Raw genomic sequence first — 25,313 nt, 5'->3', positions numbered from 1 at the left:
AAAGCACAGGGGCGCTACGAGACTCTCAATCAATTTGGCTAGTGCCGCAGATCGATTTGAAGTTCCTGGTCGAACGCGAGGTTTGCCATGTAGGAACTTCAAATCGGCGGCACCAGCTCACCTACTTGAGCGGCAGCATCTGGTGCATGACACCGATGAAGTAATCGAGATAGGTGCCCATCATCGCCGTGAGCACCACGGCCAGCACCATGAAGCCAGCGAAGATCGATAGCGGCACGCCGACGAAATAGACCTGCATCTGCGGCATCAGGCGCGCCAGCACGCCGAGCCCGATATTGAAGACGAGCCCGAACACCAGAAAAGGCCCTGACAGCTGCAGGCCGAGCAGGAACGCTGCGGAGAAGGCGCGTGTTGCCAGCGACGCCACGTCGCCGCTCGATACGGTCTCGCCCGGCGCGAAGATCGAATAGCTGTCATTCAGTGCCGCGATCACCAGATGATGACTGTCGGTGGCAAACAGCAGGGTCACGCCCAGCATGGTCAGGAAGTTGCCGACCAGCACGCCCTGCTGCCCCTGGGTCGGATCGACCGAGGTGACGAAGCCGAGCCCCATCTGCTGCGCGATCACGGCGCCCGCGACCTGCAGCGCCGACAGCGTCACGCGCGCGGTCGCGCCGAGCACGATGCCGATCACGATCTCGTGCAGCATCATCACCAGCATCGGCGCGAGCGAGCCCATGTCGACCTGATAGGCGTTGCGATGCAGCGGCAGGATGATCAGCGTCAGCAGCAGCGCGATCGACAGTTTCACCCGCGCCGGTATGTTGGTCTCGCCGAGCCCCGGCAGCAGCATCACCATCGCGCCGACCCGGGCGAAAGCGAGCATGAAGGCCGCGGCGAGCGCCGGCAGCAGCGAGACGTCGATGCGCATGGTGGGCGCATAGTGCCTCAGCCGCCGATGATTCGCGACGAGATCCGCAGCATGTGCGCGTGGAGGGCATCGGCCATGAACGGTAGCGCCAGTAGCAATGTGGCAAAGATGGCGAGAATCTTCGGCACGTAGACCAGCGTCTGCTCCTGGATCTGCGTCAGCGCCTGGAACAGCGACACGATCACGCCGACCGCGAGCCCGACCACCATCAGCGGTGAGGACACGATCACGATGGTCCAGATCGCATCGCGGGCGACGTCGAGGGTTTCAGGTCCGGTCATTTGCACTTTCCTTGTTCAAGTCACATCCCCGCCAAGCCGACGGGGAACGAAGACCCCTCCCCGTCATTGCGAGCGCAGCGAAGCAATCCAGACTGGTGCCTGCGGAGAGAGCCTGGATTGCTTCGCTGCGCCCGCAATGACGATGAGGCGAGCGCCCGCGCCGAAAATCAGATCGGCATCTTCATGATGTCTTCGTACGCCGCGATCACGCGGTCGCGGACCGAGACCAGCGTCGACACCGCGACATCGGTGTCGGCGACCGCCGTCACCACGTCCATCACGTTGGCCTTGCCGTTGGCCATCGCCACGGTCTGCGCGTCGGATTTGCGGCCGGATTCCACGACGCTGCCGACGGCGTCTTTCAGCAGCGAGGCAAAGGACTGCCCGTTCGGCTCGCTGCCCTTGCCTGCGCCGGTATTTTCCAGCACGCGCGCAAGGTTGGCATAGGCATTGGCCGCGATTGAGGGTGTTGCCATGGCTTGAGAATTCCCGTTCAGGCCTTGAGGATGTCGAGCGTGCGCTGGATCATCCGGCGCGTCGCACTGATGATGTTGACGTTGGCCTCATAGGACCGCTGCGCGTCGCGCATGTCGGTCATCTCGACCACCGAATTCACATTGGGATATTTCACGTTGCCGTTGGCATCCGCCGCCGGATTGCTCGGCTCGTATTTGATGCGAAAGTCGGACTGGTCGGGCTTGATCTTGCCCAGCGTGACGACCTGCGCGTCGAGCGTGCGGTCGAGCGCCGAGGAGAACGTCGGCACCTTGCGGCGATAGGGATCGCCGCCTGATGTCGCCGAGGTCGAATCCGCGTTCGCGATGTTTTCGGAGATCACCCGCATCCGACCGGCCTGCGCCCGCAACCCCGAGGTTGCGATCGCCATCGAGCGGGCAAAATCGCTGCTGTCATTCGCCATGATCCGGCTCCTCTAGCTCTAGCCCTTGCCGATTGCGGTCTTCAGAAGATGGAGGCTCTTCGAATAGAGCGAGGTCACCGCCGCATAATCCATCTGGTTGTTGGCGGACTTCATCATCTCCTCTTCGAGATTGACGGCATTGCCCGCGGGGCGCGTCTCGAAACCTGCATTCTTGTTCTGGTCGAAGCTGGAGGCCGCCCCCGACGGCGTCATGTGCGAGGCGCTGGTCACCGTCATGGCCAGGGTGCCCATCGAGCCTGTGGTGGCGCCGTTCTTGTCGAACTTCGGTTCGACCAGGTCGCGCGGCCGGAAATTGGGGGTATCGGAATTGGAGACGTTTTCGGACAGGACGCGCTGGCGTTCCTGGTGCCACTGCATCTTGGTTCGAAGCGCCGACAGCACCGGAAGATCGTTGATGGACATCGTTGCGGCTCCTTCCGCCTCTTGCGGACCCATGTGCGTACTTGGGTCCGAAGCTAGGCAGAATTTGCCGCGTGTATGGTTAACAAGCGGTTAAGGCGCGTCGGATGCATGTTTCTGATTGAAACATGCCATTCTCCCCCCGTGATTCTACGCGTTCCAAAAGCTGCATTAACCCAACCGCTTGGCGATGCAGGGACAGGCCAAGAAGTCGTTTTGGATCGGGCGATTCATGGGTTATTAAGAGTTGGGGACGGCAAAACTTGCCGTGGGACGTTAAGAGATCGCAGTTTTGGGGCATCGCACGCTGGTGGTCGGCTTCTGACCATGGGCACGACGGAAGCGCCATTTACCGAGGACAGGTATGAACGGTAGCCCTATCACCTTCATCGTCGCGTTCATCGTCGTTCTGGCGTTGATCGGCGTCGCGGCGTGGCTGGTCCGCCGATTCGCGACCACCCGGCTCGGCGCCAACACCCAGCGCGGCAGGATGCCCCGGCTCGCCGTGATCGACGCCGCCGCAGTCGATGGCCGCCGGCGCCTGGTGCTGGTCCGCCGTGACAACGTCGAACATCTCCTGATGATCGGCGGTCCCACCGACATCGTCGTCGAACCGAACATCGTGCGCGCCGCCGCTGGCCGCGACCAGATTCCGCAGCGTCCGAGCGCCGCCGAGCCGCCGCGCCTCGCCCCGATGCCCGATGCCGGTAGCTGGGCCGACGAGGCGCCGCGCCCCGAAGTGCTCGACCATCCCGAAACGCAGATGCCGGAGCCGCCGCCGCGGCCTAGCCGCCCCTCTTTCGCCGACGAGCTCCGCCGGCCGGCGCCCACTCTGGCCGAGCGCCGCGGCGAACCGCAGCTCGGCGGCTTCTCGCCCGAGCCGATGCCGCCGCGTCTGGAGCGTGAGCCCCGTCCCGAGCCGATGCCGCCGCGCGTTCCGCGCAGCGAGCCGCCACTGATGCCGCGCCCGCCGCGTCAGGGCGAGCCGCCGAAGATGCCGTCGGTGCGCGCCGAGCGCGCAGTCGCGCCGCCGCCTCCTCCTCCGCCCGTGCCGCAGGCTCCGCCGGTGCCGCCGCCGGCCCCCGCGGCTGCCGCGCCGTCGAGCGCCGAGCAAAATCTCGCCGAGATGGCCCAGCGCCTCGAGGCGGCCCTGCGCCGTCCGGCCGGCGAGACCATCGCGCCGCCGGTCGCGCCGGAGGCGCCCACGGCTTCTCCGCGCGCCGCACGCGTCGAGCCGCCGCCCCCTCCGGCGCCGGCGGCCAAGCCGGCCGCGGAAAAGACCAGCTTTGAAAATCTCGAAGACGAGATGGCCTCCCTGCTCGGCCGTCCGAAGCCGTCTTCGTGAGGCTGCCGTCCTTCCCGCGTAGAGTATTCTTTTTCTCTGTCCTGATCGCCGCGATGTCGCTCGCGATGCCCGCGCATGCGCAGGACATCAGCATCAATCTCGGCGGCCAGGGCGGCGGTGGCGTCACTGAGCGCGCCATCCAGCTGATCGCGCTGCTCACGGTGCTGTCGATCGCGCCGTCCATCCTGATCATGATGACGTCGTTCACGCGCATCGTGGTCGTGCTGTCGCTGCTGCGCACCGCGATGGGCACGGCGACCGCCCCGCCCAACTCGGTGATCCTGGCGCTGGCGATGTTCCTCACCTTCTTCGTGATGGGGCCGGTGCTGCAAAAGTCCTACGACGACGGCATCCGTCCGCTCGTCGCCAACCAGATCAGCGTCGAGGACGCGCTTCAGCGCGCCTCCGTCCCCTTGCGCGGATTCATGCAGAAGAACGTGCGCGAGAAGGACCTGAAGCTGTTTCTGGATCTCTCCGGCGAGCCGCCGCCGGCGACGCCCGACGCGCTTGAGCTGCGCATCCTCGTCCCCGCTTTCATGATCTCCGAGCTCAAGCGCGCCTTCGAGATCGGCTTCTTGCTGTTTCTCCCCTTCCTCATCATCGACCTCGTCGTCGCCTCGGTGTTGATGTCGATGGGCATGATGATGCTGCCGCCCGCGACGATCTCGCTGCCGTTCAAGCTGATCTTCTTCGTGCTGGTCGACGGCTGGTCGCTGGTGGCGGGAAGTCTGGTGCAGAGTTACGGGGGGTAGCGTCGAATGCGGAGCCGTCGCGGACCGAGTTTGGCGGCTGGATCCGCCGGCGACGGAGGGGCGATGCGCATGATAACATCATGCCAGTGGTTTGCCCGACGAGTCGAACCTATTTCGTAAAATCCGCATTCAATCGCAACGTCAGCTGCCCCTTTGATTCGACGGCTGCCGTCTACTGTGCATGGGGTTGTTTTCGCTACCGCGTCATCTTGATCTGCCGCACGACGGGGATCGTGGGCAGCGAGCCGGTGTGCTCGGTCTCGTCCCTGGCCTGCGGCGAGGCCGGTGCGCGCGCGGTGGCGTCGGGGAAACGCTGCTTCATCTCGCGGAGGAAACCGTCGAGCGTGTCGACGCTTGCGGCGAGCTTTGCGATTTCGGCAAATTCGGCGCTGGAGGCTGCGGCCGGCTTGCTGGCGACGTCGAAGGCGAGCCGATCGGCGCTCTCGCTCATCAGGGGCGCGTATTTCTCCCGGAAGCGCGACAGGCCGATCGAGTCGTCGGCGAGCGCATAGCCGACGGCGGCACGGATGATATCGCTCTTCTCGACCGCGTTGAGCGGCTTGAAATCGCGGAAGCGATCGCCGTAGTAGAGCTCGATCTGCTCGGCGGACTCGCGCCAGCGCCGCGCCGCCCAGAAAATGTCGGACCGCAGCCGCAGCACTTCGCGCCCCGAGACGTTGGAGACGATGTCGAGCGCGAGGTCATGGCGGCCGACATCGCTCTGCGCGCGCGCTTCGAGCAGCAGGCGCTGCTGCCGCAATTCGCCGGAGAGATCGCTGATGCGGCTCGCGCGCAGCGCCGTGATCGCCATGTCCGGCTTGCGGTTGGCGAGATAGATCATGGCAAGGCGCGCGGCGACCTGCGCCCTCGCCGCGCCTTCGAGGCGATGGTCGACCTGGTATTGCAGGAGCTCGGCGGCCTGGTCGAGCAGGTCGACCGAGGCGAGACGATCGGCCAGGCGGCGGATCAGTTCGTCGCCGCGCCGGCCGATCGGCGTCAGTTCGCGGAACTCGTAGAACATCCCGAGCGCCTCGACCGGCGGCAGCTCGTCGCCCTTGGGTCCCAGGAAGATCTGCGTGAACAGATCCGACGCCAGATCCTGCGCCTGGCGCGAGGCTTCCGCATTGGGCTGGAGCCTGGTCGCAGTGCGCGCCGCGGTGAGCGCGTCGCGGTACCGCCCGCTCTCGGCATAGAGCTGCGACAGCATCTGAAGCGTCTTGACCTCGATCGCGTCGCCGCGCCAGGTCATCGACAGCGTCTCGAGCTCCTTCAGTGCGTCTTCCTTGCTGATCTCGTCGCGCTTCTGCCGTAGCGCGACCTCGAGCTGCTTGGCTTCGGCGGCTGCCGGCCGGTCGTTCGAGGCGACGGCGAATTTGTAGTCGTCGAGCGCGTCCTTGTCGTGACCGAGCGCTTCGGCGAGCCGGCCGCGCAGCACGGCAAAGCCGGGCGCGGCCTCCGGCGGCACGCCGACCACCTCGATCTCACCGCGGCGCTTGGAGGCACCGGCATAGTCCTTGACCTCGAGCGAGGCGCGCATCGCGTCCATCGTCACGATGCGCTGGATGTCGAGCGGCAGCGAGGCGATGGCGAATTCGACGTTCTTGAACTTCTCGCGGGCGTCCGCCCATTTGCCCTGGCGCGCATAGGCCAGCGCCTTCCAGAGCTGGGAATCATGGCTGTTGCCGATCACGGGATTGGCGAGATCCTTCAGGCCCTGCGCCGGCCGCCCGATCAGGATGCTCGCGATCGCGTGGATGATCAGCGCACTGCTCTCCTCCTTGTTGAGGGGATCGCTCAGCATCACGTCGGTCACGGACTTGGCTTCGTAGTACATCGCGCGCGACATGTAGAACTGGGCGAGGTCGAGCCGCGGCAGCGAGCGCTGCGCCGGCTCGACGGCCGAGATCGCCGTGATCAGATCGCTCTGGCGCGTCCAGAAATCTTCCGACTGGCCCTTGCGCCAGCCTTCGGGATTGAAGACCGGCCGCACCGCGGTCGGCGCGCGCTCGGCCGAGACGTCGACCGGCGACAGCGTCAGGCCGCCCTTCTTGCCGAGAATGACCTTGTCCGATCCGACCTCGACGCCGACCTCGTCGGAGTTCGGCCGGATCGCGATGCCATGGGCGGATTCCAGCAGCGACAGATCGACGAGATCCTGCCGCTTGATGAAGCCGCGAACCGGCCGCCGCGCGGTGACGACGTAGAGCATGTCGCCGGCATCGGGATCGGTGAACTTGTGCAGCAGGCCCGGATTGGCGAAGGGGATCGCGATGTTGGCGAGCGCGGGATCGGTGATGTTGCGCGACATCATCAAGGGCAGCGGCGTCGCCTGGATCTTGTCGGCGAGCGTGAGCAGCCAGTTGGTCTCCTTGCCGACCTCCTCGCTGGTCAGCGAATAGACCAGCGGACGGGTGAGGCGGATGCGGACCGCCTGCCCCTTGTCGAGCGGCATGCGGCTGACCTCGCCGATCATCGCGCCGCCCCGGGTGCGGATCGCCTCCACGTCAAGAGGCTTTTGCGAGTCGAACACCAGCCACACCGTGTCGCCGCGGCGAAATGCGGCGGCCGGGGTTGCAACAGAAAGCGGGAACGTCACGCGCAGACCGTCGCTGTCGCGCTGCGCATCGACGCTGGCGACAGGCGACGGCGCGGCCTGCGCCTCGGCCGGTGCGGGCTTGGCAGGCTTGGCTTCAGCCTGCACGGCCTCTTTCGGAGCTTCCTTGACGGCTTCCGCTTTGGGTGCTTCGGCAACGACGGGCTCCGCCGACTTGACGGGCGTGACCGCTTCCTTCGCGGGCACCGCGGGCATCGCGGCTTCCTTGGCTGCTTCCTTGGGCGCTTCGGTGTGCGGGGCTTCGGCAACGGGTGCTACAACCGCCGGCTTCGCCCCCTCGGCGAGCGGCATCGCGGCAGCCGCCTCGGGCTTCGCTTCCGACTTCGCTTCGGGCTTGACCTCGATCTTGGCTTCGCGTGCGATTGCCTCCGAGGTCGGCGGCGCGATCTCACTATGGGAGTCCTTCGGCTTCGCGGCCGCCGGCTTTTCCGCAGCGCGGGCCGGTCCGTGACCGCCGGCCTCCGCCTTCGCGATCGCGGCTTCGGGCGTCGCGGCAGTCTTGCCCTTGTCGGGCTGGAAGGCGATGTCGACGACGTAGTTCTTGTCGTCGCGGAAGGAGTGCACGTCGGAATCGCCGATCAGCGCGATCTCGACACTGGTCTGGTCGACGTCGGCCTTCTGCTTGATCGAAGCCACGTTCGGAGGCGCTGCGACGACGGCGTCGGCAAGGTCGAAATTGAGATTGGCGTTGAAGGCGAGCGTCAGCTTCTGCTCGTTCAGCACGGAGGAGACACCGACGCCGTCGGGCATCTCGAACACGAAGCGCACGAAGGTCGGCTGGATCGAGGCGCGCACGCGGATCGGCGGGCGCTTCTTGGTCTCGGCCGCGGCGCGCTGGGCGCGAAGCGCGCGCTCGGCGACACGGGCGCGTTCGGCGAGTTCCTTCACCACGTCCATCGGCAGGCTGGGCGGCGGCCCCTTCCAGCCTTCCGGCAGCAGGTCGATGTAGGTGCGCTCGCCGGCATTCATGGTGTTGACGGTGACGCGCCGCGCCAGCGACAACCGGATCGCGACGCCGTCGGGATCGCGGCGGGCAGAGTTGACGTAGTCGGGCGCGCCCTCCGGCACGCGATCGACGGGAACGTCGACGGGGCGGTCGAAGCGGATGATGAGGATGGAGCCGGCCGTCGTCACCTCGGAGGGGACGTCCTCGCCGAGCTTGATCACGAGGCGGGCAAAGCCGCCGCCGGCCGAGAAAGTCGCCTCGCCCCTGACAGGATCGGCCGCGTGGGCAACCGAGCTCAGGCCGATCAACCCGCAGGCGCCCAGCAGGACGGCCTTGCGGACATGGCACGACAGCCCAAGCACCAAGGCGCGGGCTCGCGACACAAATCCAGCGGCAGCCTTCTGCGCCATTGGCGGCATTTCTTCCGGTTCGACGAGTCCACGCCGGCACTGGTGCCGGCCCATGCCCTCGAATGTAGGTTTTGCCAATTAAGGACTTCTTAAGTATGAGCCCTCAATTCGGCTTTTGCGTCGGCTTGCCTTCGATCTTCGGCAGGTCCCCGGCGGAAGCGGACTGATCCCCGCCCCCGTTGGCACGGCGCGCCATCTCGACGGTCAGCCGCTCGGCAGCCTCCGACGACATCAGGCCCAGTATGTCGGACATCTTTCGAGGGGCGATCGCCGAGGCGATCTCGATCAACACGCTCATTTCCAGCCGGTCGAACACCCGCGCAGCGTCCTTGGGCTTCATGCCCTCGTACATGGTCACGAGGCCTTTCAGGCGCTGGGCCTCCGCGGCCTTCTGCTCGGCCTGGGTCGCGGTGATGCGGGATTCCACCGCCTTCATCTCCTCGACCTTGCCTTCGATACGCTTCTCCGCCGACTTCAGCAGGCTCTCGCGGATGTCGATCTCGCGCTGGCGGGCCTCGATCTCCTGGCGGCGCGACTGCAGCCGCTCCAGGATCGCACGCTCCGAGTCCGAAATCTGCGGCTGGGACTCGTCCAGCTTGACCGGCGTGCCCTCGGGCTTGCTTTCGGGCGCGGCCGGCTTGGGCGCTTCCTTCGGCTCGCCATGCGTCGAGCCGGTGATGTCAGGATCCTCTCGCCCGGTCGGGAAGTTCAGATTCTCCTGCGCCCAGGACTTCTTCACACTGTTCGGCTGGTAGTCGAAGACGTAGCCGCCATTGATCACGAGCCCCGCCACCTTCAGCGTGGCGAGACCTGCGACCGCAACCAGGACGACCGGAATGACGCGGATGTTACGAAAGGACTTCATACCCTGACTTTATGCGGCGAGACCGTTGGACCGCCGGCGCTCGGAGAAGGCTTCGGCGGCGGCGGCCACCGCCTTCGCCGACGACGGCTTGGAGGCGGGCGCGGCGGCCGTTTCCGGATTCGTCACCGGACGCGCCGCGATCGCGATCTTGGAGAGTCGGCGCACCACGTTGTCGGCTTCGCCGAGCTGTTTGTAGAGTTGGTCGGACATCTGCGTCGCAGCCGCGAGCTGGTTGCCGAGATTCTCGTTGACGTCGCGCACCGCGAGCTTGAGCCCGCCGATCGCGCGCTCGGCGATCTCGGTCGCAGTGATCAATTCGCCGATCACGGCCTTCAGCGAATGCTCGTCCGCCTTCAGCCGCGTCAGCCGCTTGTTGAGCAGCATGCAGTAGCCGATCGTGAGCATCAGCAGGATAGCCACCAGCGTCTCGATCGCCATTCCCAGGGAGTGGTTCATGGGGCCTCCATCAGCTTGTTCTGTTCGTCCACCTTCTCGAACATCGCAAGTGTCGTACTTGGCTTGCGCAAGGGTTTCGTCACGCGGATCGCAACGCGTTCCCCGACCCGGCCCATGCGTCCCTCGGTGATGATGACGTCGCCGCAGCGCACGGAGACGTTGGCGTCGGCGCGCATGTCCAGCGGCAGCGTGTCGCCGACCTTCAGCCGCATCAGTTGCTTGAGCGGAATATCGGCCTCGTAGAGCACCGCATCGACGGAAATCTCGGCCTGCACGATCTCGGTGGCGAAATGGCCTTCCCAGATCGGATCACGGCCGAACTTCTCGCCCATGAACATCTGGAGCAGGACGGGCCTGATCGGTTCGATGGTCGCGTAGGGAAGCAGAAGCTCGATGTTGCCGCCGCGATCTTCCATGTCGATGCGCAGGCGCACCAGGATGGCGGCGTTGGCGGGACGGCTGATCGCGGCGAAGCGCGGGTTGGTCTCGAGCCGGTCGATCGTGAAGGTCACCGGCGACAGCGGCCGGAACGCCTGCTCGGCGTCGGCCAGCACCACCTCGACCAGGCGCTTGACCAGCTCGGTCTCGATCGTGGTGTAGGGCCGGCCCTCGATGCGCAGCTGGCTCGAGCCGCGGCGGCCGCCGAGCAGCACGTCGATCATCGAGTAGATCAGGCTGGAATCGACCGTCGCCATGCCGAAGTTTTCCCACTCCTCGGCCTTGAAGACCGAGAGCACGGCAGGCAGCGGGATCGAGTTCATGTAGTCGCCGAAACGCACTGACGTGATGCGGTCGAGCGAGACTTCGACGTTGTCGGAGGTGAAATTGCGCAAGGAGGTCGTCAACAGCCGCACCAGGCGGTCGAAGACGATTTCGAGCATCGGCAGACGCTCGTAGGAGACCATCGCCGAGTCGATGATCGCGCGAATGCCGCTGTGGTCGTCGAGCGTGACGTCGCCGACGGTGAAGCCGAGGAGATTGTCGATCTCCTCCTGCGACAGCACCCGCTCGCCGGAGTTCTTGCCGTTGCCGAGATCGCGGCTGCCGTCCTCGACCATGGCCGCCCATTGCATGGCCATGGTCTCCGAGAGTTCGTTTTCGGCAGCAGCCTTCGCGGCCTCCGCGGGATCCTCGGAATCGAGCGACGCCTCCCATTGGGCGGCAATCGCATCCTGGTCCATCTGCTCGTTGCCGGCCATGGCGCTAGCCCGTACCCTTCCGCAGCATCCTCACTGGAGCACGACTTCCTTGAACAGCACCGCGCTGACCTGGATCGGCGCGACCGCAGCGTTGACGCGCTTGGTCAGCTCTTCCCTGAGGCGGAAGATGCCGGCAGAACCGTTGAGGTCGGAGGAGCGGAGCTCGCGCACATAGGTCTGGAAGATGTCGGTGACGCGCGGCATCGACGGCTTGATCGCCTCGATCTGCTTCTCTTCCTTCAGCTCGAGCACGATCTTGAGCTTGAGATATTGCACGCGCTCGCCGGGCGCGCCGGCGAGGTTGACCATCATGTCGGGTACGTCGACGAAGGCCGGCGGCTTCGGCGGAGGCGCAGCCTCGGCGTGATGCTCGTCGTCGCCATGGCGGAAGAACAGGAACCAGGACGCGGCGCCGCCGCCGAGTACGACCAGCACGCCGACGACGATCAGGATCAGCTTGAACTTGCTTTTGGGGGCAGCGGCTTCCGCGCCTTCGGCGGCTGCGCCGCCTTCCGCTTCATCTGCCATGATCGTCCGGGCTCGCTCATCTCAAAAAGGGTCGAAAGAGCGAAGCCTCGTGGCAGACGGTGACGCGATACAAATGCCCCAGCGCAATGCGCTCCTCTTAAGCACAAACGCTACGGTAATAATGGTTAACGGAACCTTTCGATTGGGCCTCAGCTAGGAAAAATCTGCCGGGCAAACATGGCTAACAGAACCTTTCTGCCCCCCGCGCACGCCGCCGAAAAATAGAGAACCGGCTGTAATTGCACGTCTTTCCGAGTTGGCACGGCTTTCGCTGAGAGAGGGCCGAGACCGAACGGTTTGGGAGAACCCGACGGCCTCTTTCACGGGATCGGCCAAGGCGCTTGGGAGAGCGAAATGGCCGGCCTCACTTGAGGGGAGATTGACCGATGCAGAATGCGCTTCTGATCGGATTGTCACGGCAGATGACGTTGGAGCGGCAGATGGATGTCATCGCCAACAACGTCGCCAACGCCAACACCAACGGCTTCAAGGCCGACCATTCGCTGTTCGAGGAGTATCTGAACTCGAACGCGCATGAGGACAATTTCATCGGCTCAGACCGCCGGGTCTCCTATGTGCAGGACCGCGGCACCTACCGCGACGTCGGCCAGGGGCCGATGGAGGCGACCAACAACCCTCTGGACATGGCGATCAGCGGCAACGCGTTTTTCGCCGTGCAGGCCAACGGCGCCGAGCGTTACACCCGCGACGGCAAGTTCGCGCTCAGCAGCACCGGCCAGCTCATCACCTCCGACGGCAATCTGGTGCTCGGCACCGGCGGTCCGATCGTGTTCCAGCCGACCGACCACGACATCAACGTCGCCCCCGACGGCACCGTGACGGTGCTGGAGGGCACGGCCAAGACCGACTCGATCCGCGGCAAGATCCGCATGGTGAGCTTCGACGATCCGGCCAAGCTGACCAAGCTCGGCGCCAACCTCTACGCGGCAGGCAACGCCAACCAGCAGGTCGACGCCAAGTCCACCCTCCAGCAGGGTTACATCGAGAAGTCGAACGTGAATTCGGTCGGCGAGATGAGCCGCATGGTCGAGGTGATGCGCAGCTACACCGCGATCGCCAACCTGCTCCAGCAGCAGAGCGACCTCCACAAATCGGCGATCGAAAAGCTCGCCGACGTGCCGGCCTGATTGAGGGAGAACTGAGATGCAGGCGCTTCACACCGCAGCGACCGGAATGGCGGCACAGGAACTCAACGTTCAGGTGATCTCCAACAACATCGCCAACCTGCGCACCACCGGCTTCAAGAAGCAGACCGCGGCGTTCCAGGACCTGATCTACGAGCACATCCGCCGCGTCGGCGCCCAAGCCTCGGACCAGGGCACCATCCTGCCCGTCGGCGTCGACATCGGCGGCGGCGTCAAGACCGTCGGCACTCCGCGCAGCATGACCCAGGGCACGCTGTCGCAGACCGGCAACGATCTCGACCTCGCCATCTCGGGCGAAGGCTTCTTCAAGATCCTGATGCCCGACGGCACCTACCAGTACACCCGCGACGGCACCTTCCAGATGGACAATCAGGGCCGCGTCGTGACCGCAGGCGGCAACCCTGTGCAGCCGACCATCACGATCCCGAACAACGCCTCGGGCATCACCGTCAACGAGCAGGGCCAGGTGACCGTGACGCTGCCGGGCTCGTCGAGCAACACCGTTCTCGGCCAGATCGGCATAACCCGCTTCATCAACAAGGCGGGCCTGCAGCCGGTCGGCAGCAACCAGTTCACGGAGACGACATCGTCCGGCTCGCCGCAGGACGGCACCGCGAACTCGGAAGGCTACGGCAAGATCACGCAAGGCAGTCTCGAACAGGCCAATGTCGACGTCGTCTCGGAGATGAGCGACCTGATCGCAGCCCAGCGCGCCTACGAGATGAACGCCAAGGTGATCAGCGCCGCCGACCAGATGATGCAATCGACCACGGCGCTGTTCCGCTGAGGTGATGATGATGATCCGCACCGCGCTTCTCACCCTCTCCACCCTGCTCGTGCTGGCGCTGCCGGCACAGGCCGCCGACGACGGCATCGCCACGCCGACGCTGCGCGCCAGCGTCAACGTCACCTCCGACGTGGTGCGCGTCGGCGACCTCATCGACAATGCCGGGGCGGCCGCGCAGATCCCGGTCTATCGCTCGCCCGATCTCGGCACCACCGGCGCGCTGCCGGTCGCCCAGGTCCTGAACGTGCTCCGCGCCAAGCAGGTGATCGGCGTGATGACCGGCGACATCAAGGAAGTCCAGGTCACCCGCCTCGCCCGCACGCTCGCCAACAAGGAACTCGAAGACGCGGTCGCCTCCGCGCTCGAGCGACGCTTTGGCCTGGGCGATGCCGCCAACATCACCGTCACCTTCGACCGCGGCATCTCCGACATGCGGCTGGACGCCTCCAACACCGGCGCGCTCCAGCCGGTCGCGACCCGCTACGATGCGCGTGGCGGCCGCTTCGATGTCACTTTCGAGATCGCCAACGACAGCACCACCGCGCCGACCAAGCTGCGCCTGACCGGCACCGCGATCGAGACCGTCGAGGTCGCTGTTCTGACCCGCGACATCGACCGCAGCGAGATGCTGAAAGCCTCCGACGTCGCGCAGGAGCGTCGGCCGAAGGCGGAAGTGGCCGGCGAGCCCGCGCTGCGCGAGCGCGCAGTCGGCATGCAGCTGCGCCGGCCGATGCGCGCCGGCACGCCGATCCGCGTCGCCGACATCGCCAAGCCCGAACTCGTGTCGCGCGACCAGAGCGTCACCGTCATCTACCAGGTCCCCGGGATCTACCTCACCACCCGCGGCAAGGCGATCGACAACGGCGCCGAAGGCGACACCGTGAACGTTCTCAATCTGCAGACCAAGCGGACGCTGACCGGTATCGTCACCGGCCGCGGCCAGGTGACGGTTGAGGGCGCCGGCCAGTCAGCGCCGATGCCGGCCGCGGTCGAGCAGACCTCCTCGCTGAAGCGCGACGAAGCCCCCGCACCCGTCGACACCGCAGCCCTGCTTCGGAACCTGGTCCAGCCCCCCGCGTCGCCGGCCCAGGTCGCAGAAGCCCAGATCCCACAAGCTCGCGCCTCGCAAGCTCAAGCCAAGTAAGAGTTAGTCATGTCCGCTTTCAGTTCGGCTCACCGTCTTCGTCGCATCGCGATCTCCGCCCTGCTGCTCGCAGCCAGCGCGCTGGGCGGCTGCTCTTCGATCGACCGCCTGTCGCAGATCGGCGAGCAACCAAAACTGTCGGCGATCGACAATCCGACGACGCAGCCCGGCTACAAGCCGGTGCAGATGCCGATGCCGAAGCCGGAAGTCGCCTCCTACAGCCCGAACTCGCTGTGGCGGAACGGCAGTCGCGCGTTCTTCAAGGACCAGCGCGCCACCCATGTCGGCGACCTCCTGACCGTGACCGTGAACATCACCGACAAGGCCAACCTGTCCAACGAGACCCAGCGCAGCCGCACCAACTCGGAAGATTCCGGCATCACTGATTTCATTGGCGCGAAGACCATTACCCAGGCCAACAAGATCCTGCCCGGCCGCATTCTCACCGCCGATTCATCCGCATCCAGCGACGGCAAGGGTTCGGTCAACCGCACGGAAGCCCTGCAGACCAACGTCGCAGCCGTCGTGACCCAGGTGCTCCCGAACGGTAACCTCGTGGTCGAGGGCAAGCAGGAAATCCGCGTCAATTACGAGATCCGCGAACTCATCGTCGCCGGCATCGTCCGCCCCGAAGACATCCAGAGCGACAACACCATCGATTCCAGCAAGATCGCACAGGCCCGCATCGCCTACGGCGGCCGCGGCCAGATCACGGACGTGCAGCAGCCGCGCTACGGCCAGCAAGTCATGGACGTGCTGCTGCCCTTCTAAGTCTCTTCAAGAGCTCCCACATCGTGCTCGCGAACCTAGGCGCGAACGACGATGTACTACGCGGCCCTCGCTAGCTCCCCTGGCGAGGGCCGCATGTATTTTGGCGACCGTATCACCTCACACTCCGTCATTGCGTTGCTTTGCTGCGCGCGCAATGACGACGGAGAGAGTTCAGCTGAACTCCGCCTCGACCACGCCCAGCCCGTCCAGTTCCATCCGCACCTTGTCGCCGGCTTTCAGCCACAGCGTCTTCACCAAGCTGCCGGTCAGCACGAGCTGTCCCGCGTGCAGGCCCTTGCCTTCGGCGGCGAGATGGTTGGCGAGCCAGGCGAGTGCATTGTGGGGATGGCCGAGCACGTCGGCGCCGGTGCCGTGGCTGACTTCCTCGCCGTTGACGATGGCGCGGCCCTTCACCGCCTTCAGGTCCGGCACCGACGAGCGCGGTACCGCCTCGCCGAGCACGCAGCCGGCGGCGAAGAAATCGTCGGCGATCAGCGTCGGTGCGCCCATCGTCTCCCACTTCACGTAGCGGTCGTCGACGATCTCGATGGCGGGATGATAGGCCTCGACGGCCTCGCCGACCCATTCGGCCGTGAATGGCGCCTCGCCGGCGGCGAGATTGCGCTTCAGCCGCACCGCGATCTCGCATTCGACGCCCACGCGGACGTAGTCGGATGCCGCGAGCGTGACGCCGCTGTCGTGCACGCCCTTCTGGAACACGCCGCCGGCGCAGGGGTGCGGGATACCGATATACTCCTGCATCACCTGGCTGGTGCAGCCGATCTTGTAGCCGACCAGCGGGCCGACATTCTTCAGCAGAAGATCGTGCAGCGCGCGCTGGACCTCATAGCCCTCGGCCTCGTCGGCAGGCGGATGTTCCAGCGCCGCGAGCGGTGCATGGTTGCGGCGCGCCAGCGCGATCGCCTTTGCGGCTTCGAGAATTTTGTCCATCGGCGCCGCCTCCCACGCTACGCGATCACAATCAGGGGCGGCACTTCAGCATCCCCGCCCGGGCCTGACAAGCGCTGCCCCCCAGACCAGGACGATTACGGGGAGCCGCCGACGCTTAAGAAAAAATTGAGCTGGTCCAGGCTTTATGGAGACGCGCGCCCTGCGGCGGCGCATGAAGCCTGATTGCAGCAATACTTGATGCAGCTTGATCAGACTCTCAGCATCCGAGTCGATCTCGTTGATGCGACTCGCAAAACCTCTCGCACCTGAAGTGAAGGCTGTTTCTCATGTGAACTCACGTGAGCTCGCAGGAACGGACTCTAGGTCGTTGATCATGATTCATTTTTCGCGATCGCGCGCGCGTCGAGAACGCGGCGGCAAGCGACAGGCAAAATGCCGATCGCGGCGCGAAAGGGCGCCTTGCGTCCAAAAACAAAGAGCCGCATCGCTGCGGCTCGGACTCTATTCGTCGCGATAGACCTTCTCGCGTTTCTCGTGGCGCTCCTGCGCTTCCACCGAGAGCGTCGCGATGGGCCGGGCTTCAAGCCGCTTCAACGAGATCGGCTCGCCGGTGTCCTCGCAATACCCGTAGGTGTTGTCCTCGATCCGCTGGAGCGCTGCGTCGATCTTGGCGATCAACTTGCGCTGACGGTCGCGGGCGCGGAGTTCGATGGCGCGGTCGGTTTCGGACGATGCCCGATCGGCGAGATCGGGGTGGTTCACGTTCTCCTCCTGCAGAGCCTGCAGGGTGAGCTTGGACTCTTTGAGGATCTCATCCTTCCAGGCGAGGAGCTTCAAACGGAAGTACTCCTTCTGCCGGTCGTTCATGAAAGGCTCTTTTTCGGTCGGTCGGTAGTTTTTCAACTTTTCCAAGGGCGGCCTATCTTCTTAAGCAACGACTCGCGAACGGAACGGGGTCCGTTGAGCCGGGCCTTATATAGTGGCCTCCTGTGACAGACAATATTTCCTTAATGGCGCAGTTACCGCCCCCAAGCCCTTGCACAGGAAGGTTTATCCGGGAGGAGGCCCGGGGGCGGCCAAAGGCCTAGTAGCCGACCGTGAAACGCTGCCTCGAGTGGGCCGGTTTCTCGATCTCGTCGGCGAGTGCGATGGCGTAGTCGGCGAAGCTGATCCAGCTCTTGCCATTCGCATCTGCGAGAAGCTGATCGGTGCCCAGCCGGAACTTACCAGTTCGCGCTTCCTCGACGAACAGCGCCGAGGGCGAGATGAAGGTCCAGTTCAGGTCCTTTTCCTGCCGCAGCAGGTCGAGGAACGTGGAGCCAGCCTCCGCCTCGGCCTTGTATTGGGCCGGAAAGCCGGGAGTTGTGACCAGTTTGACGCCGGGAGCGACCTCGAGGCTGCCAGCGCCGCCGACAACCAGATAGCGCCCGACCCCGGAGCCCTTGGCCGCGCCGATCAGCTTGTGCGGGTCACTCGCCAGGAAATGCACGGAACTCACCGCAACATCGTGCCCGGACCAGAGTTTCGTCAGACCGGCCTGGTCGAGCACATCTCCCTTGGTCGGCGTGACGTTGGGCAAGCCTGCGATCTTCTCGGGGTTCCGGGCGATGGCGGTGACCGCGTGGCCGCGGCGGGACAGTTCCTTGGTGATCTCCGACCCGGCCCGGCCCGAGGCGCCGGCGACTGCGATTTTCATGGAAGGCTCCTTTGCTTCAATAGTAACCAATAGTTACTAGATATCGCAAAGAATGCTGGTGTTAAGAGAGCACTTTGTGCTTACCTGATTACGCAGGAGTAACCCGACACCAGATGCCGAGCCAGGCAAGCGCGAGGAACTGAGATGAAACCCAATGTCTATGCCGCCGAGTGCCCGACGCGCCAAATCCTCGATCGCGTCGGCGACAAATGGGCCGTGTTGATCCTGTTGCTGCTGCGCGAGGAGCCAATGCGCTTCAATCAATTGCGTCGCACGATTGAAGGGATCTCGCAGAAGATGCTGAGCCAGGTTCTCAAGTCGCTCGAACGCGACGGCCTGCTCAAGCGCCGCGCCATCGCGACCGTGCCGGTGACGGTCGAATATTCAATCACGCAGCTCGGTTTGACGCTCGCCGCCGCAGTCGATCCGCTGCGCGATTGGGCCGAGGAGAATCTGAAAGACGTGCTCGCCGCCCAGCGCCGCTACGACACGCAGCAGAAGGAGGAAGCGGCGTAAGTCCGTTCCCCAAGCGCTCCACATTGCGGGATGACGGTCAGCCCTGCCCGGCCTTCGCCAGTTCGACCTCGACGCGCAGTTCGATCTCGGAGAGCACGGAATCCAGGCCGGGATCGCCGGAGGACGATTTCAGGTTCGCCGCCGCGTCGCGCAGCCGCATCACCGTCGACTTGTCAAGATTGCCGGAGAGCAGCCCCATCTTGAGATCGTCGAGCACGTCGAGCGCGGTCTTGCCGCGGGCGACCGAGCGCTTGCGGCGCTCGATCGGATCTTCCTCGATGCCTTGCAGTGCGAGCAGCCCGTCGATGTTGGCGGTGGCCTTCGGTGCGGCCGCGCTCCGCGTCTCCTGCGCCGAGGAGGTGTCCGGCAGCACGAAGGTGCCGGAGCTGGTTCGCCGGGCCTGGCTGGCCGGCGTCCCAAGCGTGGTGCCATTCGGTCCGTAGATGCGCATCGAAGCAATCCGGGTGATCGATGCGCCACATTCGCCGCTTTATGGTTAACGGAGCGTAAACGGCCCGGCAAAATCTGCCGGCACACGGCAGTTTCGCTCCTCAGCGGCAACAGCGGCTGATACCAGAGGAAACAAATTTACTCAACCTATTCAATCGCCTAGCGCCTCTGCTCCGTGTTGGCACAGCGCTCGCAAGGACAGCGTCGGACCAGCTCGTCATGGGAGTGTCGCAGATGGTCCAGGATGTGAGGAGGCTCTTCGGGAGCCTTGGGGAGCAGAGGATGCCAGGCGTTCGTTGGGTGAGGATTTTTGGAGTGGCCTTCGCCGCGCTGTCAGCGCTGGCGCTCTCGGTCGCGTCGGCGAACGCGACCTCGCGCATCAAGGATCTCGCCAATATCGAAGGCGTGCGGCAGAATCAGCTCATTGGCTATGGCCTCGTCGTCGGCCTCAACGGCACCGGCGACACCCTCAACAACATCCCCTTCACCAAGCAGTCGCTGCAAGCGATGCTCGAGCGCATGGGCGTCAACATCCGCGGCGCCACCATCCGCACCGGCAACGTCGCCGCGGTGATGGTGACAGGCAATCTGCCCGCCTTCGCGACGCAAGGCACGCGCATGGACGTCACCGTGTCCGCCCTCGGCGATGCCAAGGATCTGCGCGGTGGAACCCTGCTCGTCACTCCCCTGCTCGGCGCCGACGGCAACGTCTACGCGGTGGCGCAAGGCTCGCTCGCGATCTCCGGCTTCCAGGCCGAAGGCGAAGCAGCCAAGATCGTGCGCGGCGTGCCGACCGTGGGCCGCATCGCCAACGGCGCCATCATCGAGCGCGAGATCGAGTTCGCGCTCAATCGCCTGCCGAACGTTCGTCTCGCGCTGCGCAACTCCGACTTCACCACGGCCAAGCGGATTGCGGCGGCAATCAACGACTATCTCGGCGTCAAGACCGCCGAGCCGATCGATCCCTCGACCGTGCAGCTTTCGGTCCCGCCCGAGTTCAAGGGCAACGTCGTCGCCTTTCTCACCGAGATCGAGCAGCTTCAGGTCGATCCCGACCTCGCCGCCAAGATCATCATCGACGAACGCTCGGGCATCATCGTGATGGGCCGCGACGTCCGCGTCGCCACCGTCGCGGTCGCGCAAGGCAATCTCACGGTCACGATCTCCGAAAGCCCGCAGGTCAGCCAGCCCAATCCGCTGTCGCGGGGCCGGACCGTGGTCACACCGCGCTCCAGCGTCGGCGTCACCGAGGACGGCAAGAAGTTCGCCGTCGTCAAGGATGGCGTCTCGCTCCAGCAGCTCGTCGACGGCCTCAACGGCCTCGGCATCGGCCCGCGCGACCTCATCAGCATCCTCCAGGCGATCAAGGCCGCGGGGGCGATCGAAGCCGATATCGAGGTGATGTGATGCAGACCGGCATGCTCAACACCGCGCGCGTCGTGTCCGCGGCGCTCTCCTCGAATCCCGCATTCTCCGTGGAAAGCCGCAACGGCCGTCCCGACTTCGAGCTCGCCGCAGCACTTCAGAAAGTCTCGCCGCAGCAGCAGGCCAAGGCGCAGAAGACCGCCACCGACTTCGAGGGCATGTTCCTCAACAGCATGTTCGCTCAGATGACCTCGGGCCTGAAGGGCGAAGGCCCGTTCGGCGACACGCCTGGTACCGGCGTGTGGCGCTCGATGCTGACCGAGCAATATTCCAAGAACTTCGCCAGCGCCGGCGGCGTCGGCGTCGCCCGCGACGTCTACCGTACCCTGATCATACAACAGGCCAAAACCACTCTTCGTACGGCATAAGGTCAAACGAGATGAACCACTTCAACGCGTCACGTCAGCCGATGCCTGCGCAGCGCGCGAATACCACGCCTGCTGGCGCGGAGGCGCGCAAGCTCGCCGAAGACCTGATGGACGCGATGAACGCGCTGCTCGGCCTGATCGAGCGCGAGACCGAGCTGGTCCGCGGCGGCAAGGTCCGCGAGGCGATGACGATGGAAGGCAAGAAGCAGGAGCTGTCGCGGCGCTATGTCACCGCCGTCAGTCAATTGAAGACGAACCAGGACAGGCTCGCGAAATCCGCGCCCGAGCTGCTCTCGACGCTGCACCGCCATCACGACGCCTTCCGCGCCATGCTCCAGGTCAATCTCACCGTGCTCGCGACCGCGCATGCGGTCTCCGAAAGCGTCGTGCGCGGCGTCAATGCCGAGATCCAGAAGCGCAACGTGCCGAACACCTATACCGCGGCGGGACGCCGTGCGACTCCCGGCCCGCGCCACATCACACCGCTCGCGGTCAGCCGTTCGCTCTGAACGCACACGAGAACTGCCTGCAATTTTACGAAAAGCCGCGCGGCGAAAGCGTCGTGCGGTTAGGCACGTTTCCTTACCGGGTGTTCAATCCTCGTGTCCCATGGTTGCGTATTGAGAGGGGTTGGGATTTGACTCAAGCAAGGCAACCAGGAGGCTGCCATGAGTACAGATTTCAGCATCAGGCCGGTGGGGATCCCGGCCCCCATACAGATCGTCACGACGTCGAATTCGGCGGCGAACGATGCCGTGCAAACCGATTTGCCGCTGAGCCAGACGGTCGCCGCGAGCGACACGAGCGCAGCCGTAGGCAATGGTGATTTGCAGGGCAATGCGAACATCTCGCGCCAGGTCGTTTTCGACCAGGCGTCCGCATCGATGGTCTTCCAGGTCGTCAACGACAAGACCGATGCGGTCGTCAACCAATTTCCCGACGAGGCGATGCTGCGCCGGCGAGCCTATTTCCACGCACTGGATTTGAAGTCGGAGCCTTCGCGTCCGCTCAACACGGACCTCAGCGCCTAAGCCGCGCCTGCCGATCAGCCGTCGAGCGAGGCCGGGGCGGTATCGAGATAGGTCGAGCCGGTCGCGGGGGCCGTGACGACGTTCTTGAGCTGCGCCTTGCCGGTATCGGTCAGTGTGAACTTCGTATTGCCGAAGCGGAACGACGAATCCTTGATCAGCACCTGCTGATACTGCGAGGTGTCGCCGCTCTGATAATGGATCTGCGCGCGGAAGCCGTTGACCTGCGAGATGTTCAGCGAGAACGTCTTGCCGTCCGGATAGGTGCCGGACCAATTGCCCTGGTACAGCGAGGAGTCGACCGCGACGTATTTGGACGAGCCCGACGTGCTCGAAAGCACGTTGGACTTATACGCGGTCGAGAGGATGCTCATGATGTCGGACATCACGAGTCTCCATCACGGGCGACCGGACAGGCCGGCGGCGATGTTGCGGTTGATCTCGATCAGCGGGCGGAAATGATCGAACTGCGGGCTCATTTGCAGCGCCGCGGTCTGACTCAGCACGAACACGCTGATGTTGGCGATCTTCTGCCGGACGTCGAGCGGCTGCGGATTGTTGTCGCGCATCGCTTCGCTGAGGAAGATGGTCCAGAGCTTGCGATTGAACATCAGCGCCTGCGTGGTCTGCTCGCTGAATGGGTCAGCATTGTTGACCGCGTCCTGAAGCTTGTTGGCGGCCTTCAGCAGAGTCTGCGCCTCGATGTCGCGAGGAGATGCGGTGGTCGTTGCAACACGCGCGTAGGCCGAGGCAGCAGAATTCGACATCAATCACACCTTGGAAGCTTCCTAGCCCGTTGAACGGGCTTAAGGATTTCTTTCCCAACCCTATGCAGCACCGCTTAAGATTTGCTTACGTGTGCGCTTGGAAGCCCTCCGGATTATTACGGGTCGCGGAGTCCTTCTCGAGCGCGAGAATAGATGCGCGCGATGCAAGCTGTAAACTTGCACTGCATCGTGCACATCGATTTCGGCTAATCTTGTCTTAGCGAACTCCCTCAAAACAACGGCGGAGCTTTAGCCCCGCCGCGCCGTCTCAAGATTCGATTCCTGCGCCTTCGAACTAGCGGAGCAGCTGGAGCACGCTCTGCTGCGACTGGTTCGCCAGCGACAGCGCGGAGACCGCGATCGACTGGCGGGTCGACAGCGCCTGGCTGTTGGCAGCTTCCTCGTTGGTGTCGGCGAGCGTCAGGTTGGACGAGCCGGTTTGCAGCACGTTGATCAGGTTCTTCGAGAAGTCCTGGCGCACCTGCACGATCGACAGGTTCGAACCGAGCGATGAACCTTCCGAGCGCAGCGTGCTCGAGGCCGCGTTAAGGCTCTGGAGGACCTTGTTGGTCGCGCCGTTGTCGATGAAGTCGGTGCCCGGAACGAGATTGCTGAGGCCGAGACCCGCCGCGTTGAACACGACGCCGTTGATGCCGAGCGTGGAGCTGCCCGTCTCGTTGAAGACCAGTTTCAGCGTGTCGCCGTTCAGCAGGTTGACGCCGTTGAAGGAGGAGTCCTGCGAGGTCGTGTCGATCTGCGCCAGGATGTTGTTGAACTGGCTGACCAGGCTCGAACGTGCGGTCTGCGCCACGGGATCCTGCACCGGCGGCTGCGCGGTGGTGAAGGCGAGCACGCTGGTGAGGGTACCGCCGACAGCACCGCCCGCAGCGGACGAGCCGAGTGTCGAGGACGCGTATTCGTTGACGGTCGTCACCGTCAGCACGCCGTTGGCGTCGATCGTCGCGGTCAGATGGTTGGCCTGAAGCTGGACGTTGAGCTGGTCGAGCGTCTTGACCGTGCCGTTGGTGCCGTCGCCGAAGGTAACGTTGACGGGCGTGCCGCCGTTGAACGAGGTGAAGGTCAGGGTCTTGCCGCTGACGCCGCCGACGCCGGAGGTGCGCGCCGCACTGAATGCCGTCGCCGTTCCGGTGTTGCCGCTGAGACCGAAGGCGCTCAGCGCATTGCCGGTGCCCGTGATCGAGAGGTCGGCGTTGATACCGGTCGAGATCGAGAGCTGGCCGCTCGAATTCACCGACGACGGGATCTGGCCCGAGGTGGTGCTGAGCGTCGCAGCGCCATTGAATAGGCTCGCGGTCTTCACGCCGGTCGCAAGATCGATCGAATTCAGCAGGTCGGTCAGGTTCGCGCTCTGCAGATAGACCGTCGAGTTGCCGTTGCCGTCGGTGACGACGTTGCCGTTGACGCCATAGCCGGTGGGCACGCTCGTTGCCGATTGCGGCGTCTGCGCGTTCTTGAAGGTGATGGTGTGGCCGTCGACGTTCAGCGTCGAGCCGTCCTGCACCAGCGTCCCCAGCGAGCCCGCCGTGGTCGACCGGTCCGCGGTCACACTGGCATTGCCCGCGCCCGTCGCGGCCGTCAGGCCGAGGGCGTTGAGGAAGTCGGCCTTGCCCGTGACGGACAGATCGGCGCCGGTCGAGCTCTTCAGCGTCACCACGCCGCCGGCAATGGACGACGGCGTCTGAATCGTACCAACGGTCGCGCCGCTGGTCGCGATCGTCGCCGCGCCGGCGCTGATCGTCGCGGTCTTGACGCCGCTGGCGAGGTCGATCGCGCTGAGCACGTCGTTGACGGTCGCCTTGGGCGCTGCCGCCGTTCCCTCATAGACGATCGAGTTGCCGTTGCCGTCGGTGGCAATGCTTCCGCTGGCGTTGAGGCCCCAGCCGGTCGGCTGCGTCGCCGGCGCGGGACCGGTGCGGAAGGTGATGGTCTTGCCGTTCACGGTGATGGTGTCACCGTCGGCGGGCGGCGTGCTGAACGTCGAGGATGTGGTGGTTCCGAGCAGCGTGGCCGTGCCGGCGAGCGCAGTGCTGCCGTCGGCCGCGTTCACGGTGCCACCGACCAGGGTGCCGGCGGTGGAACCGAGCGAAGCGCCGAGCGCGGCAGCAGCCGTCACCGGCGTGACGCCGCCGGCCGCACCGGTATAGAGCACGTTGCTGTTGGCGGTTGCGCTCGCATACGACGTCGTGCCGCGCAGATCCGCCGGCGTCGCACCCGGGATCGTGGTCGAGACGTTCGACTTGGTGGAGTAGCCGACCGTGGTCTGGAGCGCCTGGTTGGCGATCGATTTCGCCGAGTCGATCAGCTTCTGCAGCGAGGTGATGCCGGTATTGGCCGCCTGGAGCACCTGCACACCGTTGTTGATGCCGTCCAGGAGGTTGCTGATGTCGCTCGCCCGGTTGTCCAGCCCCTGCGCGGTGAAGAAGTTGGTGGGATTGTCGAGCGCCGTGTTGACCTTCTTGCCGGTCGACAGCCGTTCCTGCGTCGTGGCCAGCAAGTCGGCCGTCGACTGCAGCGACAACAGGTTCTGGCGAACTGACGCCGAGAGAACGATGTTGGACATTGGCAGGTCTTCCTCTTGAACCGGATACGAATCGGCCGCGCGGGTCTGGAAGCGGGCTTTCGTCCAGTTTTAGGG

The 25,313-nt window shown here is 64.8% G+C and carries 28 protein-coding genes; 11 read left to right on the top strand and 17 right to left on the bottom strand.

Annotated features, from left to right (window positions below; genetic code table 11):
- Window positions 1-121: 121 nt before the first annotated feature.
- The 5 genes from fliR to flgB all read right to left on the bottom strand — a co-directional run bounded on the left by fliR (window position 122) and on the right by flgB (window position 2,515).
- Window positions 122-892: a flagellar biosynthetic protein FliR gene (gene fliR / locus XH90_RS12790; protein WP_194481816.1), complete on the bottom strand. Its 771-nt coding sequence runs from the start codon at window positions 890-892 to the stop codon at window positions 122-124.
- 17 nt (window positions 893-909) lie between these two features.
- Entirely contained in the window at window positions 910-1,173 is a 264-nt protein-coding gene (fliQ, locus tag XH90_RS12785) for a flagellar biosynthesis protein FliQ (RefSeq protein WP_194481815.1), read from the bottom strand.
- Between the two features lie 167 nt (window positions 1,174-1,340).
- Complete coding sequence (gene fliE / locus XH90_RS12780; protein ID WP_194481814.1) at window positions 1,341-1,649, bottom strand: flagellar hook-basal body complex protein FliE; 309 nt, start codon at window positions 1,647-1,649, stop codon at window positions 1,341-1,343.
- 17 nt (window positions 1,650-1,666) lie between these two features.
- On the bottom strand, window positions 1,667-2,092 hold the full coding sequence (flgC, locus tag XH90_RS12775; protein ID WP_194481813.1) for a flagellar basal body rod protein FlgC: 426 nt from the start codon (window positions 2,090-2,092) through the stop codon (window positions 1,667-1,669).
- 18 nt (window positions 2,093-2,110) lie between these two features.
- A complete protein-coding gene (gene flgB, locus XH90_RS12770) occupies window positions 2,111-2,515 on the bottom strand; it encodes a flagellar basal body rod protein FlgB (protein WP_194481812.1) in 405 nt (134 codons plus the stop codon).
- A gap of 361 nt (window positions 2,516-2,876) precedes the next feature.
- Between flgB and XH90_RS12765 the strand changes: the two genes are divergently transcribed.
- Window positions 2,877-3,857 carry a flagellar biosynthetic protein FliO gene (locus XH90_RS12765; protein ID WP_194481811.1) on the top strand — a complete coding sequence of 327 codons (981 nt, stop codon included), beginning with the start codon at window positions 2,877-2,879 and terminating at the stop codon, window positions 3,855-3,857.
- Window positions 3,854-4,609, top strand: coding sequence for a flagellar type III secretion system pore protein FliP (gene fliP / locus XH90_RS12760; protein WP_194481810.1), 756 nt, complete (start codon window positions 3,854-3,856; stop codon window positions 4,607-4,609). Before XH90_RS12765 ends, fliP begins: the two co-directional genes overlap by 4 nt.
- Window positions 4,610-4,805: 196 nt before the next feature.
- Here fliP and XH90_RS12755 read toward each other — a convergent pair whose 3' ends face one another.
- The 5 genes from XH90_RS12755 to fliL form a co-directional block, all read right to left on the bottom strand.
- Window positions 4,806-8,579 carry a tetratricopeptide repeat protein gene (locus tag XH90_RS12755; RefSeq protein WP_194481809.1) on the bottom strand — a complete coding sequence of 1,258 codons (3,774 nt, stop codon included), beginning with the start codon at window positions 8,577-8,579 and terminating at the stop codon, window positions 4,806-4,808.
- 103 nt (window positions 8,580-8,682) lie between these two features.
- Window positions 8,683-9,444, bottom strand: coding sequence for a MotE family protein (locus XH90_RS12750; RefSeq protein ID WP_194481808.1), 762 nt, complete (start codon window positions 9,442-9,444; stop codon window positions 8,683-8,685).
- A 9-nt stretch (window positions 9,445-9,453) separates the two neighbouring features.
- Window positions 9,454-9,900, bottom strand: coding sequence for a DUF6468 domain-containing protein (locus XH90_RS12745; protein ID WP_194481807.1), 447 nt, complete (start codon window positions 9,898-9,900; stop codon window positions 9,454-9,456).
- Window positions 9,897-11,099 (bottom strand): flagellar motor switch protein FliM, encoded by a 1,203-nt coding sequence (gene fliM / locus XH90_RS12740; RefSeq protein WP_194481806.1) that lies wholly within the window; start codon window positions 11,097-11,099, stop codon window positions 9,897-9,899. Before fliM ends, XH90_RS12745 begins: the two co-directional genes overlap by 4 nt.
- Window positions 11,100-11,129: 30 nt before the next feature.
- Complete coding sequence (fliL, locus tag XH90_RS12735; protein WP_194481805.1) at window positions 11,130-11,627, bottom strand: flagellar basal body-associated protein FliL; 498 nt, start codon at window positions 11,625-11,627, stop codon at window positions 11,130-11,132.
- Window positions 11,628-12,013: 386 nt separating this feature from the next.
- Here fliL and flgF point away from each other — a divergent pair, with 386 nt between their 5' ends.
- The 4 genes from flgF to flgH are packed head-to-tail and all read left to right on the top strand — an operon-like array spanning window position 12,014 to window position 15,495.
- Complete coding sequence (flgF, locus tag XH90_RS12730; protein WP_194481804.1) at window positions 12,014-12,775, top strand: flagellar basal-body rod protein FlgF; 762 nt, start codon at window positions 12,014-12,016, stop codon at window positions 12,773-12,775.
- A 16-nt stretch (window positions 12,776-12,791) separates the two neighbouring features.
- Complete coding sequence (gene flgG, locus XH90_RS12725; RefSeq protein ID WP_194481803.1) at window positions 12,792-13,580, top strand: flagellar basal-body rod protein FlgG; 789 nt, start codon at window positions 12,792-12,794, stop codon at window positions 13,578-13,580.
- Between the two features lie 10 nt (window positions 13,581-13,590).
- The gene (gene flgA, locus XH90_RS12720; RefSeq protein WP_194482667.1) at window positions 13,591-14,724 is read left to right on the top strand and encodes a flagellar basal body P-ring formation chaperone FlgA; all 1,134 of its coding nucleotides are present in this window, start codon (window positions 13,591-13,593) and stop codon (window positions 14,722-14,724) included.
- A gap of 9 nt (window positions 14,725-14,733) precedes the next feature.
- Window positions 14,734-15,495 carry a flagellar basal body L-ring protein FlgH gene (gene flgH, locus XH90_RS12715; protein ID WP_194481802.1) on the top strand — a complete coding sequence of 254 codons (762 nt, stop codon included), beginning with the start codon at window positions 14,734-14,736 and terminating at the stop codon, window positions 15,493-15,495.
- Between the two features lie 171 nt (window positions 15,496-15,666).
- Here the strand turns inward: flgH and XH90_RS12710 are convergent, their stop codons facing one another.
- The 3 genes from XH90_RS12710 to XH90_RS12700 all read right to left on the bottom strand — a co-directional run bounded on the left by XH90_RS12710 (window position 15,667) and on the right by XH90_RS12700 (window position 18,103).
- A complete protein-coding gene (locus tag XH90_RS12710; RefSeq protein WP_194481801.1) occupies window positions 15,667-16,446 on the bottom strand; it encodes a 2-keto-4-pentenoate hydratase in 780 nt (259 codons plus the stop codon).
- Between the two features lie 462 nt (window positions 16,447-16,908).
- Window positions 16,909-17,274 carry an RNA polymerase-binding protein DksA gene (gene dksA, locus XH90_RS12705; RefSeq protein ID WP_008554760.1) on the bottom strand — a complete coding sequence of 122 codons (366 nt, stop codon included), beginning with the start codon at window positions 17,272-17,274 and terminating at the stop codon, window positions 16,909-16,911.
- 217 nt (window positions 17,275-17,491) lie between these two features.
- A complete protein-coding gene (locus tag XH90_RS12700) occupies window positions 17,492-18,103 on the bottom strand; it encodes an NAD(P)-dependent oxidoreductase (protein WP_194481800.1) in 612 nt (203 codons plus the stop codon).
- A 144-nt stretch (window positions 18,104-18,247) separates the two neighbouring features.
- Between XH90_RS12700 and XH90_RS12695 the strand changes: the two genes are divergently transcribed.
- Window positions 18,248-18,619, top strand: coding sequence for a helix-turn-helix domain-containing protein (locus XH90_RS12695; RefSeq protein ID WP_128965418.1), 372 nt, complete (start codon window positions 18,248-18,250; stop codon window positions 18,617-18,619).
- A gap of 37 nt (window positions 18,620-18,656) precedes the next feature.
- On the opposite strand, the gene XH90_RS12690 is transcribed toward XH90_RS12695, so the two are convergent.
- Complete coding sequence (locus XH90_RS12690) at window positions 18,657-19,070, bottom strand: flagellar assembly protein FliX (RefSeq protein ID WP_194481799.1); 414 nt, start codon at window positions 19,068-19,070, stop codon at window positions 18,657-18,659.
- A 281-nt stretch (window positions 19,071-19,351) separates the two neighbouring features.
- Between XH90_RS12690 and XH90_RS12685 the strand changes: the two genes are divergently transcribed.
- The 4 genes from XH90_RS12685 to XH90_RS12670 all read left to right on the top strand — a co-directional run bounded on the left by XH90_RS12685 (window position 19,352) and on the right by XH90_RS12670 (window position 21,893).
- The gene (locus XH90_RS12685; protein ID WP_194481798.1) at window positions 19,352-20,476 is read left to right on the top strand and encodes a flagellar basal body P-ring protein FlgI; all 1,125 of its coding nucleotides are present in this window, start codon (window positions 19,352-19,354) and stop codon (window positions 20,474-20,476) included.
- Window positions 20,476-20,862, top strand: coding sequence for a flagellar assembly peptidoglycan hydrolase FlgJ (flgJ, locus tag XH90_RS12680; protein WP_194481797.1), 387 nt, complete (start codon window positions 20,476-20,478; stop codon window positions 20,860-20,862). The genes XH90_RS12685 and flgJ overlap by 1 nt, the downstream gene beginning before the upstream one ends.
- Before the next feature lie 11 nt (window positions 20,863-20,873).
- The gene (locus XH90_RS12675) at window positions 20,874-21,371 is read left to right on the top strand and encodes a hypothetical protein (protein WP_194481796.1); all 498 of its coding nucleotides are present in this window, start codon (window positions 20,874-20,876) and stop codon (window positions 21,369-21,371) included.
- A 159-nt stretch (window positions 21,372-21,530) separates the two neighbouring features.
- A complete protein-coding gene (locus XH90_RS12670) occupies window positions 21,531-21,893 on the top strand; it encodes a hypothetical protein (protein WP_194481795.1) in 363 nt (120 codons plus the stop codon).
- A 14-nt stretch (window positions 21,894-21,907) separates the two neighbouring features.
- Here the strand turns inward: XH90_RS12670 and XH90_RS12665 are convergent, their stop codons facing one another.
- The 3 genes from XH90_RS12665 to XH90_RS12655 all read right to left on the bottom strand — a co-directional run bounded on the left by XH90_RS12665 (window position 21,908) and on the right by XH90_RS12655 (window position 25,238).
- Window positions 21,908-22,276, bottom strand: a complete 369-nt coding sequence (locus XH90_RS12665) for a hypothetical protein (RefSeq protein WP_194481794.1) — start codon at window positions 22,274-22,276, stop codon at window positions 21,908-21,910.
- 12 nt (window positions 22,277-22,288) lie between these two features.
- Window positions 22,289-22,657: a flagellar biosynthesis regulator FlaF gene (gene flaF / locus XH90_RS12660; RefSeq protein WP_194481793.1), complete on the bottom strand. Its 369-nt coding sequence runs from the start codon at window positions 22,655-22,657 to the stop codon at window positions 22,289-22,291.
- Window positions 22,658-22,952: 295 nt separating this feature from the next.
- A complete protein-coding gene (locus XH90_RS12655) occupies window positions 22,953-25,238 on the bottom strand; it encodes a DUF1522 domain-containing protein (protein ID WP_194481792.1) in 2,286 nt (761 codons plus the stop codon).
- Window positions 25,239-25,313 lie beyond the last annotated feature (75 nt).

Origin of the sequence: Bradyrhizobium sp. CCBAU 53338 (assembly GCF_015291665.1) — a bacterium.
GTDB lineage: Bacteria > Pseudomonadota > Alphaproteobacteria > Rhizobiales > Xanthobacteraceae > Bradyrhizobium.
Note: the sequence above shows the minus strand (reverse complement) of the source record. Positions and strands in the feature narration are given on the sequence as shown.

Bases quoted from the DNA above. Each gene is read 5' to 3' on its own strand.
- fliR (WP_194481816.1), bottom strand. From the start codon at position 892: ATGCGCATCGACGTCTCGCTGCTGCCGGCGCTCGCCGCGGCCTTCATG.
- fliQ (WP_194481815.1), bottom strand. From the start codon at position 1,173: ATGACCGGACCTGAAACCCTCGACGTCGCCCGCGATGCGATCTGGACC.
- fliE (WP_194481814.1), bottom strand. From the start codon at position 1,649: ATGGCAACACCCTCAATCGCGGCCAATGCCTATGCCAACCTTGCGCGC.
- flgC (WP_194481813.1), bottom strand. From the start codon at position 2,092: ATGGCGAATGACAGCAGCGATTTTGCCCGCTCGATGGCGATCGCAACC.
- flgB (WP_194481812.1), bottom strand. From the start codon at position 2,515: ATGTCCATCAACGATCTTCCGGTGCTGTCGGCGCTTCGAACCAAGATG.
- XH90_RS12765 (WP_194481811.1), top strand. From the start codon at position 2,877: ATGAACGGTAGCCCTATCACCTTCATCGTCGCGTTCATCGTCGTTCTG.
- XH90_RS12755 (WP_194481809.1), bottom strand. From the start codon at position 8,579: ATGGCGCAGAAGGCTGCCGCTGGATTTGTGTCGCGAGCCCGCGCCTTG.
- XH90_RS12750 (WP_194481808.1), bottom strand. From the start codon at position 9,444: ATGAAGTCCTTTCGTAACATCCGCGTCATTCCGGTCGTCCTGGTTGCG.
- XH90_RS12745 (WP_194481807.1), bottom strand. From the start codon at position 9,900: ATGAACCACTCCCTGGGAATGGCGATCGAGACGCTGGTGGCTATCCTG.
- fliM (WP_194481806.1), bottom strand. From the start codon at position 11,099: ATGGCCGGCAACGAGCAGATGGACCAGGATGCGATTGCCGCCCAATGG.
- fliL (WP_194481805.1), bottom strand. From the start codon at position 11,627: ATGGCAGATGAAGCGGAAGGCGGCGCAGCCGCCGAAGGCGCGGAAGCC.
- flgF (WP_194481804.1), top strand. From the start codon at position 12,014: ATGCAGAATGCGCTTCTGATCGGATTGTCACGGCAGATGACGTTGGAG.
- flgG (WP_194481803.1), top strand. From the start codon at position 12,792: ATGCAGGCGCTTCACACCGCAGCGACCGGAATGGCGGCACAGGAACTC.
- flgA (WP_194482667.1), top strand. From the start codon at position 13,591: ATGATCCGCACCGCGCTTCTCACCCTCTCCACCCTGCTCGTGCTGGCG.
- flgH (WP_194481802.1), top strand. From the start codon at position 14,734: ATGTCCGCTTTCAGTTCGGCTCACCGTCTTCGTCGCATCGCGATCTCC.
- XH90_RS12710 (WP_194481801.1), bottom strand. From the start codon at position 16,446: ATGGACAAAATTCTCGAAGCCGCAAAGGCGATCGCGCTGGCGCGCCGC.
- dksA (WP_008554760.1), bottom strand. From the start codon at position 17,274: ATGAACGACCGGCAGAAGGAGTACTTCCGTTTGAAGCTCCTCGCCTGG.
- XH90_RS12700 (WP_194481800.1), bottom strand. From the start codon at position 18,103: ATGAAAATCGCAGTCGCCGGCGCCTCGGGCCGGGCCGGGTCGGAGATC.
- XH90_RS12695 (WP_128965418.1), top strand. From the start codon at position 18,248: ATGAAACCCAATGTCTATGCCGCCGAGTGCCCGACGCGCCAAATCCTC.
- XH90_RS12690 (WP_194481799.1), bottom strand. From the start codon at position 19,070: ATGCGCATCTACGGACCGAATGGCACCACGCTTGGGACGCCGGCCAGC.
- XH90_RS12685 (WP_194481798.1), top strand. From the start codon at position 19,352: ATGCCAGGCGTTCGTTGGGTGAGGATTTTTGGAGTGGCCTTCGCCGCG.
- flgJ (WP_194481797.1), top strand. From the start codon at position 20,476: ATGCAGACCGGCATGCTCAACACCGCGCGCGTCGTGTCCGCGGCGCTC.
- XH90_RS12675 (WP_194481796.1), top strand. From the start codon at position 20,874: ATGAACCACTTCAACGCGTCACGTCAGCCGATGCCTGCGCAGCGCGCG.
- XH90_RS12670 (WP_194481795.1), top strand. From the start codon at position 21,531: ATGAGTACAGATTTCAGCATCAGGCCGGTGGGGATCCCGGCCCCCATA.
- XH90_RS12665 (WP_194481794.1), bottom strand. From the start codon at position 22,276: ATGTCCGACATCATGAGCATCCTCTCGACCGCGTATAAGTCCAACGTG.
- flaF (WP_194481793.1), bottom strand. From the start codon at position 22,657: ATGTCGAATTCTGCTGCCTCGGCCTACGCGCGTGTTGCAACGACCACC.
- XH90_RS12655 (WP_194481792.1), bottom strand. From the start codon at position 25,238: ATGTCCAACATCGTTCTCTCGGCGTCAGTTCGCCAGAACCTGTTGTCG.